The sequence below is a fragment of the Alistipes sp. An54 genome (assembly GCF_002159375.1).
GTDB lineage: Bacteria > Bacteroidota > Bacteroidia > Bacteroidales > Rikenellaceae > Alistipes > Alistipes megaguti.
In genome coordinates, this window is the sequence record NZ_NFIA01000006.1 from 26,672 (window position 1) to 40,679 (window position 14,008).

Genomic DNA, 14,008 nt, shown 5'->3' on the forward strand with positions numbered 1-14,008 from the left:
CATGAAACGAGACCTCATTTATCTGACCCTTCTGGCGGCTCTGTTTGCCGCGGTCAAAGTCATGGCCCAAAACGACGGGACCTCGGCCAAGCAGGGGCCCACGCCCCGCACCATCGAGGTGGGATTTACGAAGACCGTGCATATCCTCTTCCCGGCGCCCGTAACCTACATCGACATCGGCTCGATGGCCATCATCGCCGGGAAGGCCGACGGCGCGGAGAATGTCGTGCGGGTAAAGGCCGCCGTGCGCGACTTTGCGGAGGAGACCAACATCACGGTAATTACCGAGGACGGCGGATTCTACACCTTCGATGCCCGGTATGCCGAGAACCCCTTCCCGTCGACCATCGAGATTGCGGCCGCGGAGAGTCCGGCGACACAGCCCGCGTCAGCCTCGGAACCTGCCCGTACGGACGAGGGGCGCGTGCTGCTCCGCGAGGTGGGACGTGAACGCCCTGCCACGGTGAAGCGCGTGTTGAGCGACATATACCGCCAGAACCGCGCAGACGTAAAGGGAATTCACACCCGGAAATACGGCGTGGAGCTCGAGGTGCGGGGAATCTACGTCCACAACGACGTGATCTACCTCCATGTGCAGATTGCCAACAACACGAACATCTCCTTCGAGGTGGACTGTCACCGCTTTGTCGTCGCGGATCGCAAGGCGGCCAAACGCACGGCTCAACAGCAGCGCATCATCGAACCGCTGCGGGTCTGCAACGACCCCTCAATCGTGCGCGGACACCAGCGCCAGCGCATTGTCTTCGCCCTTCCGAAATTGACTCTTGAGGAGGACAAGATTCTCCTGCTGGAGATCGCCGAGAAAGACGGGGCTCGCCACCAATATCTCGAAATTTCGAGCAAAGAGCTGCTCGGAGCAAAGGCATTGTAAGGAATGAATTATGCCATAGACAGGAAAAAGCCACTTCTTTCGGAAGTGGCTTTTCTCAATTATTCGACAGCGGGTTCAATCAGTCGATTGTTTATATCCATTCGTTCGTGAAGGATTCGGACAATGAAAATGGATTGTTCGTCAATCACGCGATAAAAGAGGATATGTTTATGGATTTTGAATCCGCATAAACCGGCCTCAATATGATCGTACTTTTTACTTCCGGGCAGAAACGGCTCGTTAGCAATGCGGCGGCTCGCGGCAATCAGTTGCTCATAGTAGCTGTCGGCCTGCTGTTCGGACCACTTTTCCTCTGTATAGTTCCATATAGCGGTCAAATCCTCGACTGCCATATTGGAAAAGCGCACTTTACCCATTGCGACGTTTGGATTTCAGGGTTTTCAAGTGTTGCTCCGGATCAAAGTCCACGGCCTCCCCGCTTTTTTCTCCGGCACGAATGGCGGCTTTAAGCTCTACCAGGCGGCTTTCGTTCTCTTCCAATAAACGGAGCCCCGCCCGAATGACTTCACTGGCATTGTTATACCTTCCTTCCGCAATCTTGGCCCGGATAAACTCTTCGAAATATCCACCCAATGCTACCGATGTTGTCTTCATAATAGGGTTCTTTTCTGCAAAGTTACCAATATTTGGTAATATTACAAATTTTATCCGCCGATGCGAAACTCAATCCGGCTTCCAGCCCAGCGCCTTGAACGCTGCGACATAGGTCAGAGGCAGCTTCTCCCGGCGTTCCAGACGCTCCCGCACGCGCTGACGCAGGTGTGTGGCTTCATCTTTCACAGCACCGAGAAACTCGGGTGTAAGAGCATTTCGGCTGCTGAAACAAGCCAGAAAGACAACATCTCCGACCCGTTCTACAACACCCATGTTATCCAGTCTCCGGCGTCCGTTCGGATCCGGATTCGCTACGAACCAACCGACATGTTCGTTTTCAAACACTACGCTCTCTTCGGTCTGAACGACACAATCGTCCCGATCCGGAGCATAATTCCAGACTTTTGTTTTCATGGTTTTCAAGTGTGAAGGGTCCATCCATTGATTTTTTCCAGCGTATAGCAACAGGAACGATCCGGCGAGCCATGATAGACCAGACCACCGACAACTCCGAGAGAACCGTCCGCATAGCGCTGCTTAAAAAGGAACGAGTAGGGAGCAAAATCCCGATAGAGTTCTATTTCGCTCACCTGACGAGCGTTTTGTCCCCATCGTTCAAGCCTGCCGAGGCACTCCTGCAAGGTGCAATCGCCGATGCTTTCGGCATACCGAACAACCGCATCATAATACTCCTGACACATGATTTTCATAGCGTGATCTGTTATCTGGTTCGACAATAAGTCATGGTTCCATAAGGTTTCCGGCGTTGGATCTCGATCAGCAGACCTCTTTGGACCAGCGAGGCGTAGGTCTCCCGGACGAAGTGCACGCACGGAGAATCGAACGAACAGCCCAGCGGTGCGCGGACGGTATGCACCATCAGTTGCCGCATCAGTTCCTCGAGAACCTCATCCCGAAGGTGGTATTTCGACGGGGCCGAGGTACGGAAGGCTTCAAGAAAAAGTTGCACGGAATAGTGTTGCCGGTAGTAGGTCAACTCCTCCTCAACGGTAAAGTCATAGAGTCGGTCGTAACGGTCCGTCGTCTGATATTGAAACGAGGTCCCTTGTCGCAGGATTCTTTCAACAAGAGCGATATGCGGCTCCTCGACCGGGCCAGAGAGTTCCGTCGGGTGGCAGTAGAGACAGGTCGTTCCCAACTGGAAGGAGGGACATCCCGGCGGGTTCTCCAAGATTGTAAAGCCGGCACGCGAGAAGAGCGCGCGAATCTCCGTGTAGAACCGGTCGTGTTGTTCGTGCGACATGCGTCCGTCGTTATAATCCGCCTCGATGCGGAAGTAGACATCATAGATTGGATGGGTGGTTTTCATGGTTTGAAAGATTAAGCCGCAGCCCGAAGACTGCGGCATGGTTCAACAAATGACAACAAGAATTTATGCAGCCGGAACTTCGGTCTCCTCGTCCGCGATCTCGTCAGATCCGGGTTCCAGATGGTCGAAGATCATCCGGGTGGCCCGGTTGACATCGACCAGAATATCGAACAGATAGGTAGGTTCCCGGCGCAATTGCGTAAGCCACCCTTTGAGATAGGCGGCATTCTCCTCGCGGGGCGTCGTGGCAAAGCCTGCCATGGCACCGCACAGTGCCGAGGTCAGCTCCGCAACCAACTCTTCGCGGGCATACTCTTCGTCGCCAAAGCTGGTCCCCATCGTGCGGTTCAGACGCTCGGCATGGCCCGTACTGTGGGCGATCTCGTGCAGCAGGGTCCCGTAAAAGGCCTCGCCCTTCGGGAACTGCTCCTTGAGCGGGCAGACAACCCGATCGTGCAAGCGCGTGTAGTAAGCCCGGTCGCCGTAACGGAGTTCGATCGGGCAGAGCCACACCTGCTGCTCGACCATCCGGTCGATCGGCTCGCAGACCATGCCGTCGGAGTAATCCTTCCGCTCGGCACGGGCCGTCAGCGCCGCATAGCGTTCCGGTTGCTTCTCTTGCATATCCGTCTGGTCGAGGTTGAAGACCGAATAGTAGCGAATGATGGGAATGACCTCGTACTGTTTGCGGGCCTCCTTCGGAAGCTGGCGGTACTCCTCGAGGTCGATCTTGCGGCGGGTCTCCTTGTGGCGGATGCAGATCTTCCAGAAGTAGACCGGGAACGACAGGGAGCCCTTGAGGATATTCAGCCCCTCCTCCTTGGCCTGCCGGAAGGTCATGAAGATCGGCGTTTGGTAGCCGGCAATCCCCGACAGGAAGAGCAGCATCAGGATATTCCCGGCCCGGTAGGGCGTGCCGCGCAGGTTGCGGGGAAGACCGTGCGCGAGGTCCGTGATCCACGGTTTCTGCCAGTCGGTTTCGAGGTGTTCGATACGCTGGATCATCAGCTCCGTCAGTCGGGGCGCTATGGCATCTATCAGATTATGGTTTTTCATGGCTGGATGGGATTAGAAACAGGTTGGAAATGAAAGACGGAGCAATCGTTTGATTGCTCCGTCGGTTTTACTTGGATCAGGCAGCTTGCGATTCTGCCGTCTCGTTCGGACTGAACTCCGGATCGGCCGGGATAATCAGCGGCTCGGCAGGCGGTGCCGGAATCTCCGTGTCGGGCGTCGCTTCCGGCTCCTCGGGAAGTTCTTCGGGAATGGATTCTGCATCCGACTCCCGGGATTCGGCCAAAGCCCGGACCTCCTCCTGCGCCTTCAGGTCGTCGATCTGCTCCTGCAGTTTCGTCCGGCGCCTCTCGTAGGTTGCCAGGTATTTCTCCTGCAGGGTCCGGCTTTGGGACTCGAAATTCAAATCGGCAAACCGGCACATCAGGCGTGTGTCCACCTCCTCGTCCGTACAGTTGTAATCCCGAGCCGTCGTGCGGAAGAAGTCGAGCAGGAAGATGCGGATCATTGCCGCCCGCTGTTCGGGTGTCAGTTGTCCGGCGGCCGCGAAACGCTCCTCCTCGGTAACGCGCCATTGATTTTGAGGCTCGATGCCGCACTGCTGTAGTCGGTCGTCCGCCATGTGTCGGATCACGGCGTAGTAGAACATCTGGTGTTCCTCTTCGGTCAGCGGGTTGCCCGAGACCTTCGATTCGCGGAACAGCGTCTTCATGTCGGCGGTGATATGCTCGTAGCAAAGCTGCCGGTTTCGGTGGTCCTGCCGCAGCAGGCTCTCCATCGGAGAGGCGGGAACCATCGTGACGTAGACCGTCCGTTCCCCTGCGGCATCCTCGACCGAAACTTCACGCTCCTCCTCCGGGATGTCCTCATAGCGGATCTCCACGTCGAACATTCCGATGATGGCATATTTGCGGACACGGCCCTCTGTAACGTCGAATTCGAGTTGCCGGGTCTGCTCCGTAAACCGGGCCAGCGCCGCTTCGTAGCGCTTCACGGCTTCCGCGTAGTTTTCTTCCGACGAGTAGCACTCCGCCTGCGGAGCTTCGGGCATTTCAGGGGCCGTATCGTAGTAATCGAGGTAGTAATCCAACTCTTCGATCCGGTATCCCTCCTCTTCAAGATGCTCGATTACCGAATCGGGGGTATCCCCCACCGTGGCAAGGACCGTCCGCGGATCCGCCTTCAACAGTTGCAGGGCCTGCTGCACGAGGTATTCGTCGTTCTTGCGCATCATGCAGCTCCGGTTCTGGCAGCCCGCGCAACCCTCCGCACATTCATCCTTGAAGAGAATCTGGTTGGCCGTATTATGGTGACAGGTGTGACATTCGGTCTTGTCGAAACGATAGGTGTCCAGGCGTGTCATGTAGCGATCGTAGAGCCGCCGGGCAATCTCCTTGATCCGGGCATTCTTCCACGACAGGCGGCATCCCTCCGAGAAATGCTCTTCGTAGACCTCCTGCTGGACCGCCATATCGTATTTCGCAATCTCGGTGGCGACACCAACCGAAATCTCCTCCCGATCGAGCTGCTCGGCGAGGGCGTCGATCAGATCACAGAGTTTCAATCGGGAGCGGATGTAGGCCTCGGACTTTCCGAACTTCCCGACCAGGCTCTCGATCGTATGACGTCCCGATTCCAGCGCCCGTTTGTAGGCCGCAGCCTCCTCGCGGGGTGTCACGTCCTCACGCTGGAGGTTCTCCGTAATGGCGGCATCCTCGGCTTCGGCATCCGACAACTCACGGACAAGTGCCGGAATGAATTTTAGCCCCGCCATCGCTGCGGCCCAATAACGCCGTTCGCCATAGACAATTTCAAAACCTTCATCTTTGGGCCGGACGCAGATAGGTTGCAGAACCCCGACCTGACGGATGCTGTCGGCAAGTTCCTGCAAGGTCTCCGAGCGGAAATCCTTGCGAGGATTGTAGGTGCTGCCGACGATCTTGTTCAGATCCAGCAACTGAACGGCCGGAGCGAGTTGTTGGTCCTCAGTCTCGGAAGAGAACGCAGTCTGCGGCAATTCCTGCACGTCGGGATTCGGATTCGAAGTCGCGGCTTTCGATGCTTTGGCCTTGCTCTTCTTCGTTTTCTGTTCTCCTTTGGAAGTCTGCATAACATCAAACAGTTTTTACCGTGTGTCTCACGTTTTTGTGGCCATGCAATCCAAACGGACTGCATAGTCAATGAATAAATTATGTTATGAGGACTTATTCCCGACGCGGTCGGTTGCCTCGGGAAGAGACACAGTCATGCGGCGACGTCGGAGCGGCGAAAAATACCGCAGCCCCGGCGAGGATGATTTTTCGTCCGAGGACGGCGGGCCGCCCGCGGCCTTCCGCATGACTATCTTCCCCGACGGCAACCGGGAAGAAAAGGAAATTACTCAAAAATTTTTCAGGATGTTTTGAAGAGAAACACAGTCTTTGTCTTCATCTTTGTATCCAAATCATACAAGACGTCGAACGAACTGCTTCGATCTTCAATGTTCATGGCATAAACGCACATCGAGGCGATTAGATAATTACGAGTCTGGGCGGTTTGCCACCCGGATCGGCTGGCATTGCGTACAGCAAAGATCAGGATGCGCTCTCCAACAAGAGCCTCCATAACCTCTGGCGGATAACGATGATATAACTTTCGCCCCAGGGCCCAGATCCCCGGGTGACGGACCTTCAGCAGGAGTTCAAAGACGGATTTTTCGAGCGAAGACTGAAAGCTGCTGATTATGACACGGTATGTTGCGCAACACGCGTTGGCCCAGCAGAGGACCTGCTCCTCGACAGCCGATGAAACGACGCACGAAACAAAGAATGCAACCTTTCGGCGGTCGAGCAGGGCGATATTCCCCGAGTAGTCGTATTCAAAAGCCATAAAAACGAGGAATGCCGTATTGACTTACCCCATACTCAAGCCTTCGCTGCCCCCCAATAGAGATAAGCAACACGGACAGCCCACGAAAAACGTGTATCATGCACACCCATATCGAAGTCGGTAAATCTGCAGACAAAGCAGGACAAGTTCTTTGAGCCTCCAAAGATAGAATGGGTCAAAAGTTATTTCCCTGTGATAAATATCACATCATAACACTTATTTTTTTGCAGCAAAAACAAGTAAAAAACAATATATATGACACTTACATATACCAATGTAACTCTGAAACAAAAGCCATCACGTAACGACCACATATCTTATGTGGATTACTACCCGGCCATCTCTAATTTTCTCACAATGAAGATGAGTCGCCAAGAAATCCTCAGTATCCAGATGAATCACTCAGAATCAAGCATATTTACACAGCTATATTATTTATCAAGGACGTCTTTGCCTATGTCTTCTATGATTGGGAAATCTCAATTATAGAACGCAAAAATCTCACATACTGAATCAAAGTGTAGAATTAAGGTGTACAAAATTAATATTGATTTATATTCAAAACCACTTCAAAGCGTAGCGCATTAGACACTTTAGCTAGCATTGCACCATTTTCTTTTGCAACAACTATAGTACATGCGTCCTTATGTTTCTTAATCAAATTTATAATTTTTTCTTGCAAAACATCAGCCTTTAATGGTTCCGTTATCTGAGATAATTCGTTCTGCGCTTCAGATATTGCTTTATTAAAAATTTTTTCATTCAAATCCTCCAATACTTTTCTAACTGATTCTTTTGTTTCATTTGTTGCTTGAATAAGATATATACATTTTTCAAAATCTCCATTCTTCTTATAAATTCCTGACGCATCAATACCTGGGAAAGGATACAATTTTATTGAGAATATTGAAGAACCAATGCTTGCATCAAATAGATTTCCGTTGCTATTTGATCCTAAATTAAAAGATTGATTTTGATAATATATATTTAATATAAACAATGCCCCTAATGAACGTATAAAGTGTTTTAGACTTCCCTTTTTTAATGACTTTGCTCTATTGTGTTTTACTGCTTGGTATGCCTTTTGCCAATCAGAAGAACTTGTACCTCTTTTATATGCTTTATGTAGTGGCGTTAAATATACATTATCAGTTTCTTCCAAATATAATATTGGACTTGAAATCATAACTACTTTTTTGCTTAAACTCCATTTAGATTCCAATAGGGCCAAACAATCTGTATCAAAGTATAAATCTTTATCGTCTGGTTTTGTACCACCTTCTCTAAAATACAGTTCCTTAGATATAGATTCTATTTCAACAGTTGTACGAATTAATAAATCCGCAATCTTCATTGAATAAACATCAAGTTGACTATCGTCTATATGAATAACCTCTGCCAAAGATAATAATTCACGCTCAAGTGACTTATATACATTCCAATACAAATTGTTTCCCATTACTATCATATTTTAGTATTTTCTCCAAAGTTACTAAACTTTATCAGATAGAATGATTGATAATGTACAATTTATCATTCCACATTTATAGATACATTTTCTCTCTTGCACACCATCTTCAAAAACTCACTCCAGAGATAATACGAATCCTTGATCGATTTTTATACACGTACCACCAATATAGCTACTAATCAAAGTTATCTCACAGTTATATTCCGGTGATATTTTCCACATAATTATCTTGGAATCATCTTGATGTCGCCATTTATGGCATCTTTCAGAATCGCCTTCACAAATCCTTTGGCATCAATTGATATGATTCTTTTATGATTCTTTTTCTCATATTCATATTTTACCTCATTGATCTTTATAAGCCCCCAGCGAGTATTGACATACGCTTCTTCATAATTGAAGATAATATCCGTATCGGAATTCTCAGGAAGCGTTGCCTCTATTTCATCCAAAGATGCTATTCGTTTACCTGAAGCATCTATAATATATCCATTATTGAGTTCAAGCGGGATATGAGTTGCTTTTTCCCATTGGGAATCCATCTCTAGACTCATTGCGTCTAGAAAATGTTTGTATCCAGCCACACTAAATCGGTCGGTTTCTTCATAATCCTTATCAACACGAAACAAACAACGACGGATAGACATGTCAAAATTTAACTCTATTTGCCCCACTATTGCCTCTCCCCAATTAGGTTTTCGCAATTCTTTAAGAGTGATGCCGTATGTCGACGCATATTCCTTTGCCCCCTTTTGATATCCGACTTTGGTGACCATAATACCTGCGACATTATTTAAATCCGACAAGACACCATAGAAATCTCTCACTTTGCCAATCTCGACATTGCTGTTATAGTTCTTGCACTCTATAGCAACCCTATGTAGGACACCTGCTATCTCATACTCCCAATAAACATCTATTTGATGCTCTTGGCCAGATTTGCCTTTCAGTTTTACATTATGTTGCACCCGGGTTGCCTTAAGGACATCGGCATTTACTAACTCTTGATATATCTCTTGGGTAAATTTCTCGTACTCAATATTTGCATTCATTTGACTTAGATTTCCAGAGTATGCAGAAAAACGACTATTCAATTTACGTTGGTAGTTCTATAATATTCTGTACCGAGAATCGAGTTATCTCATTTTTCATAATATCTTGTCTTTAGAATGGCTGCTGCCGCAACCACTCATTCATAAAACGATCGTAAATGATATACCCACGAGATGTCTGATAAACCAGCTCATTGTCGAGCAACTTTTTCAATGAAGCACTGACGCTACTTGCGGCACGGAGTCGATGTCGGCTGATAAAATTCCCCGCCAACACCTCTTTAACGCAACCTTCCCTAGCGATGGCTTTCAATAGACGTATGTGACCTGCAGAGTAAGCTTTCAGCAGATCCGCATACGAATAGCTTTGTTCGGAAACGATCTGTTCCGTCGCATATGCCACCAACTCCGGATCCACATTCCTATTGTAACCGTACAAACGATTAAGAAGGCACTGGATGTACCAGGTGTGTCCGTCAAATTTATCGTAAATCGTATCGAAAACCTCACGAGGGAGTTGCACGCCATGTTCAGCAAAGTGTCTGATGGCAAAACAAGCATACGCCTCACGATTAATGGGACCGATGGTCAGCAGTTGCGTACTCTGATAGAACGGCCTTTTAGACGACATGAATATCTCCTGCATCAAATGTTGCTTGCTACCCGCAAAGATGAAGTTCACATTGGGAAGGAACTGGATATAGGAGCGCAACAAAGCCTCAATTCCTTTCTCCGGATATTCAGCAATTTGTTGAAACTCGTCTATAGCAATATAACACCGTTTCTCCGATGATCCCAGATAATCGAATATCTCTTTCAACGTACTCTCTTCTTCTTGGGGTGCTACGTCAATTGTCACTTTGGGAATCCCAGTCAGTTCGTCAAAGGTGAATACCGGACGACAGCTGCGAATAAATTGCCCAATGCGGATTAACGCTTTCTGAGGTGCAGTATCCAGTTTGCCCAATACCGTATTGGCAAACAACCGCACAAAATCACCCATTGACTGCGTGGAATAAATATCCATATAAAGCGTGGTAATATCGGGGGCTTGCTCTTTCAAGCGATAAAAGGCATGACGAATCAAACCGGTTTTTCCCATACGACGCGGGGCTATCAATGTCACGTTACGTCCATTTTGGAGTGCATCGAGAATAACAGCCGTTTCCGTCTCACGGTCACAAAAGAATTCAGGGCTGTGATAGCCCGCTATCAGGAAAGGATTGTTCGGTTTCATATTATGCTATCCAATCATTACAAAATCATCGTAACGCAAATATCGTAATTAAATACAAAACAACCAAAGAATCCATTAAATAATGTATAACCAAATAAAAAAACGACTTTACTTTATCGTAAGCAACCGGTGAAGTGCGTATAGTGAATTTATTCCACGCGAGGTATCTTCGCACAAAAAAAGATGCTTACACGAGAAGAAATCGCAGAGATAGTTCAATACTGCAAGGAGCATGGAGTCCCCTACAAGAGCCGACTGAAAGAAATCGGGATACCCGAGTGGCGGTTTTATGAAAGCAAACGCAGATATGCCGAGGTTCAGGCCAGCGAGCGGGAATCAGGAGAGTTTCTTCAGCTGGTGCGTGGGAATAACAGTTTTCCGGAACCTGTGCTGACAAACAGGAAAGCAGGCAAAGGCAGGAAGTCGGGATACGAGTCCATGCCGATGAGCATAGAGATGCGCACGCAGACAGGGGCAGTATTGCGGATCCATGGCAATCTGGGCGCGACGATGATACAGGCAATAATCCAGACGTCGTCAAGCCATGTTTAGCCTGAATGACAGTATGCGGGACCTGCTTTACAACAAGCCGACCGACATGCGTAAGAGTTACCATACCCTGTGTGGGCTTGTGACCAACGAACTGGGCTGTGACCCGTGCAACGGTGATGTCTATATCTTCATGAACAAGGCCAGGAACAGGATCAAGCTTCTGCATTGGGAGCCGGGCGGTCTGGTCCTGTACTGCAAGCTTCTTGAATCCGGGACCTTCGGCATGCCTCCGGCATGGAGAAGGATACCGTCAGCGGGAGGATAGAATGGAGCGAGCTGGTCATGGTAGTAGAGGGCATGATCGAACAGCCGGACAGTCGCTGACAGCGACTGAAGAATCTGAAAAAGCTACGTAGACAAGTGAAAGGGAAAGTGCCACAGACTTGCGTATATGGCACTTTTTTCGTACCTTTAAGTATTAAAACAGAGGATGAAACAAGTAGTTATGACAGTCGAGGAACAGCTGGCGGCAGCACTTGCGCAGGTGGAAAATCTCCGTATGACCATCGTTGAAAAGGACTGCATAATCCAGGATCTCCAGAACAAGCTTCTGTACGACATCCTGCGGCGTCAGATCCTCTCAAGCGAATACGTCCAGATCGACGAGAGCGTGATACCGGTAATCGACAACGAGAAACACAAGGCCAGAAAGGATTGCGAGTGGTGCGTCAGGGACGCGGTCACGGGGGATGTCATGTTCTACTATGACAGGGGTAGCCGTGGCCATCACGTTGCCCAGGAAATCCTGGGTGGATACCGGGGAAACGTACAATGCGACGGCTATGAGGCATATGACCAGTTTGAAAAGATGCCCGGGATAACCGTGCACGGCTGCTGGGCGCATGTCCGGAGGAAGTTCGTCGACTCGCTGAAAGAGAACGAACGGCTTGCCATGGAGGGCAGACTCTTTATAAGAAAACTGTACAAGGTGGAGAACGATGCGGACGATAAAGGCTTGAGCGCGGAAGAGCGTATGGAACAACGCCGGAAGATATCCTATCCCACAATCCTGATGTTCGAGAAGTGGATCGAGGAGACCTATGCAAAGGTTCTTCCCAAGAGCAGGCTTGGAGAGGCCCTTGCCTATGCCTGCAGTCTTCTTCCCCGGCTGTCGCGCTATGTGAATGACGGCAGGATCAACATCGACAACAACCTCATCGAGAATGCCATCAGGCCGCTGGCACTCGGTAGGAAGAACTATCTCTTCTGCGGCAACGACGCCTCTGCATATCGGGCAGCCATCGTATACTCCCTCATAGGCACCTGCAGGGCCGCAGGGGTTGACCCGAGAACATGGATGGAGGATGTCCTCAGCAAACTGCCTTACTGGCAGTTTTGAGGAGAATATTCGAAATAGCTGTACATGAATTCCAGGCTATACATTATGAGGTGTTAAAAGTCGCTCATAGCAAACTACGTTTTTTTGTTTTATAACAGGTTACAATGAAAATTCAACTAAAAGGTGAATGATTTTTAGCAAAGTTATTAGGGTATTGTCGTAAAATAGTTTCCTAGCTTTTAATACCGAAATACCTGATTAAAAAATAAAATAAGATATGAATATGACTACGGGACTAGCAACCTAAATAATCTTTATTGTTTACGGACCTTTATTCTTCATTGTTGTAGTTTGTATAATAGCTTAATGTCTTTATTTTGAACAGATATTCGTACTTGGCCTGCAACAGTTGCGAACGGGCCTTGACCCGGGTGGTCACCGCCGCGTTGTAGTCCGTTACGGTCGCGGCTCCGAGGTCGTACTTCCGCCCCACCTGACGGGCCGCCTCCTCGGCCGAGGCGACGTACTCCTGCGCCCCAAGGTATCGCGCCCAGGCCGTACGGGCATCCAGGAGCGCCTGCGTCACCTCTTTCTCCACCTGTTTCTCGGCCGTTCGCAGCGCATACTCCGCACGCCGCAGGGCCAGTTTCTGACGTTGCACGTTCTTCCGTGTCGTGAACTTCCCGAAAATCGGAATGCTGAGCGACAGCGACACATAGCTGCTCGCATTGTCCCGGTACTGTTCGAAGAAGGGATACGCCTCGTAGCGATAGGTCCCGTCGTCCTGCTGAAACATCTTCTGCCGCGCATCCGAGTAGCTCGATCCGTAGCCCGCCGCGAGCGAAAGGGTCGGCCAGTAGGCGGTGCGTGCAAGTTGCAGATCGCGCCGGGCCAACTCAATCCCCACCCGTGCCGACTCCACCTCGGGCAGCTGCTGCGCGGCATCGAACCCGGCGTCATCCTCCGCAGAAGCTCCGCGAACCAGCCGGGCGGTATCGGGAGCCACGGTCCGGAAGGAGGCGTAGTCTTCGATCTCAAGCAACTGGCAGAGCTCCAGCCGGGCAATCTCGCAGGTGTTCCGGGCCGTCAGTACGTCGTTTCGGGCATCCGAAAGCTGGGAGCGGATCTGCAGCAGGTCGGCCATCGTCACCTTGCGGGCCTCGACCATCCGCTCCGTCTTCCCCCGGCCTGGACCTCCAGCTCGGAGACAACCTGCTCGGCATCGCGGATCGTCTCCTCGGCGCACAGCACCTCCAGGTAGCGGGCCGTGACGTTCAGCCGCACGCTGCGGCGCGTCGTCTCCACGGCAAGCAGCGACGAACGCAGGTCGAGTTTCGCCCGCTGGAGGTTGTAGTGGTTGCGCAGTCCGTCGAAAAGCGGCAGGCTAACCCCGACCGAGGCGTTGTTGCCCGATACGGTCTGATTCTCTACGAAGTCGTAGGTCGTGGGGTCCAGCACGCGTCCCGTCGAAAGCGAGTAATCCGCTGAAGCCGAAAGATCGGGAGCGTAGCTCCACTTTGATTCCGAGAGCGAGAGGCGCTTCTCCGCGGCCGTGAGTTCCTGCGTCTTGATCTCGATATTCTGCCTGTAAACATGTGCGATGCACTCTTCCAGCGTCCAGCGCCGCTCCTGAGCATGGCCGGAGGTGCCGAAGAGCAGCAGTGCGCCGATCGATAGGATGCGTATTCGTTTCATGCG

At 50.4% G+C, this 14,008-nt stretch carries 18 protein-coding genes; 5 read left to right on the plus strand and 13 right to left on the minus strand.

The annotated features are described in order from the left end of the window. The first annotated feature begins 1 nt into the window (after position 1). Positions 2-892 carry a conjugative transposon protein TraN gene (gene traN / locus B5G09_RS07085; protein WP_087404631.1) on the plus strand — a complete coding sequence of 297 codons (891 nt, stop codon included), beginning with the start codon at positions 2-4 and terminating at the stop codon, positions 890-892. A 59-nt stretch (positions 893-951) separates the two neighbouring features. On the opposite strand, the gene B5G09_RS07090 is transcribed toward traN, so the two are convergent. The 7 genes from B5G09_RS07090 to B5G09_RS07120 all read right to left on the minus strand — a co-directional run bounded on the left by B5G09_RS07090 (position 952) and on the right by B5G09_RS07120 (position 5,961). Next, a complete protein-coding gene (locus B5G09_RS07090; protein WP_087309025.1) occupies positions 952-1,269 on the minus strand; it encodes a type II toxin-antitoxin system RelE/ParE family toxin in 318 nt (105 codons plus the stop codon). Next, positions 1,262-1,507 (minus strand): type II toxin-antitoxin system ParD family antitoxin, encoded by a 246-nt coding sequence (locus B5G09_RS07095; RefSeq protein WP_087309024.1) that lies wholly within the window; start codon positions 1,505-1,507, stop codon positions 1,262-1,264. The genes B5G09_RS07090 and B5G09_RS07095 overlap by 8 nt, the downstream gene beginning before the upstream one ends. Positions 1,508-1,576: 69 nt before the next feature. After that, complete coding sequence (locus B5G09_RS13885; protein WP_143256497.1) at positions 1,577-1,921, minus strand: hypothetical protein; 345 nt, start codon at positions 1,919-1,921, stop codon at positions 1,577-1,579. Between the two features lie 5 nt (positions 1,922-1,926). After that, complete coding sequence (locus B5G09_RS07105; RefSeq protein WP_087404759.1) at positions 1,927-2,217, minus strand: DUF4120 family protein; 291 nt, start codon at positions 2,215-2,217, stop codon at positions 1,927-1,929. Positions 2,218-2,228: 11 nt separating this feature from the next. Next, entirely contained in the window at positions 2,229-2,837 is a 609-nt protein-coding gene (locus B5G09_RS07110; RefSeq protein ID WP_087404633.1) for a hypothetical protein, read from the minus strand. Positions 2,838-2,900: 63 nt separating this feature from the next. Then, entirely contained in the window at positions 2,901-3,893 is a 993-nt protein-coding gene (locus B5G09_RS07115) for a zincin-like metallopeptidase domain-containing protein (protein WP_087404634.1), read from the minus strand. 76 nt (positions 3,894-3,969) lie between these two features. Next, positions 3,970-5,961, minus strand: a complete 1,992-nt coding sequence (locus B5G09_RS07120; RefSeq protein WP_087404635.1) for a ParB/RepB/Spo0J family partition protein — start codon at positions 5,959-5,961, stop codon at positions 3,970-3,972. Between the two features lie 70 nt (positions 5,962-6,031). Here B5G09_RS07120 and B5G09_RS07125 point away from each other — a divergent pair, with 70 nt between their 5' ends. Continuing rightward, complete coding sequence (locus B5G09_RS07125) at positions 6,032-6,256, plus strand: hypothetical protein (protein WP_087404636.1); 225 nt, start codon at positions 6,032-6,034, stop codon at positions 6,254-6,256. Here B5G09_RS07125 and B5G09_RS07130 read toward each other — a convergent pair. The 4 genes from B5G09_RS07130 to B5G09_RS07150 all read right to left on the minus strand — a co-directional run bounded on the left by B5G09_RS07130 (position 6,243) and on the right by B5G09_RS07150 (position 10,479). Beyond that, positions 6,243-6,719 (minus strand): hypothetical protein, encoded by a 477-nt coding sequence (locus B5G09_RS07130; RefSeq protein ID WP_087404637.1) that lies wholly within the window; start codon positions 6,717-6,719, stop codon positions 6,243-6,245. The genes B5G09_RS07125 and B5G09_RS07130 overlap by 14 nt on opposite strands. A gap of 541 nt (positions 6,720-7,260) precedes the next feature. Then, positions 7,261-8,178, minus strand: coding sequence for a hypothetical protein (locus B5G09_RS13890; RefSeq protein WP_143256498.1), 918 nt, complete (start codon positions 8,176-8,178; stop codon positions 7,261-7,263). A gap of 236 nt (positions 8,179-8,414) precedes the next feature. Continuing rightward, positions 8,415-9,242, minus strand: a complete 828-nt coding sequence (locus tag B5G09_RS07145) for a restriction endonuclease (protein ID WP_087404639.1) — start codon at positions 9,240-9,242, stop codon at positions 8,415-8,417. Between the two features lie 112 nt (positions 9,243-9,354). Beyond that, positions 9,355-10,479, minus strand: coding sequence for an ATP-binding protein (locus B5G09_RS07150; protein ID WP_087404640.1), 1,125 nt, complete (start codon positions 10,477-10,479; stop codon positions 9,355-9,357). Positions 10,480-10,662: 183 nt separating this feature from the next. On the opposite strand from B5G09_RS07150, the gene B5G09_RS07155 reads away from it, so the two are divergent. From B5G09_RS07155 to B5G09_RS07165, 3 genes are all read left to right on the plus strand, one after another. Next, the gene (locus tag B5G09_RS07155; protein ID WP_087404641.1) at positions 10,663-11,031 is read left to right on the plus strand and encodes a hypothetical protein; all 369 of its coding nucleotides are present in this window, start codon (positions 10,663-10,665) and stop codon (positions 11,029-11,031) included. 46 nt (positions 11,032-11,077) lie between these two features. Continuing rightward, positions 11,078-11,296, plus strand: a complete 219-nt coding sequence (tnpB, locus tag B5G09_RS07160; protein WP_241147607.1) for an IS66 family insertion sequence element accessory protein TnpB — start codon at positions 11,078-11,080, stop codon at positions 11,294-11,296. Between the two features lie 165 nt (positions 11,297-11,461). After that, positions 11,462-12,370 (plus strand): IS66 family transposase, encoded by a 909-nt coding sequence (locus tag B5G09_RS07165; RefSeq protein ID WP_087404642.1) that lies wholly within the window; start codon positions 11,462-11,464, stop codon positions 12,368-12,370. A 271-nt stretch (positions 12,371-12,641) separates the two neighbouring features. Here the strand turns inward: B5G09_RS07165 and B5G09_RS07170 are convergent, their stop codons facing one another. Both B5G09_RS07170 and B5G09_RS07175 read right to left on the minus strand, forming a co-directional pair. Next, positions 12,642-13,478, minus strand: coding sequence for a TolC family protein (locus tag B5G09_RS07170; protein ID WP_087404643.1), 837 nt, complete (start codon positions 13,476-13,478; stop codon positions 12,642-12,644). Further along, a complete protein-coding gene (locus tag B5G09_RS07175; protein WP_087404644.1) occupies positions 13,457-14,005 on the minus strand; it encodes a TolC family protein in 549 nt (182 codons plus the stop codon). Before B5G09_RS07175 ends, B5G09_RS07170 begins: the two co-directional genes overlap by 22 nt. Positions 14,006-14,008: the final 3 nt, after the last annotated feature.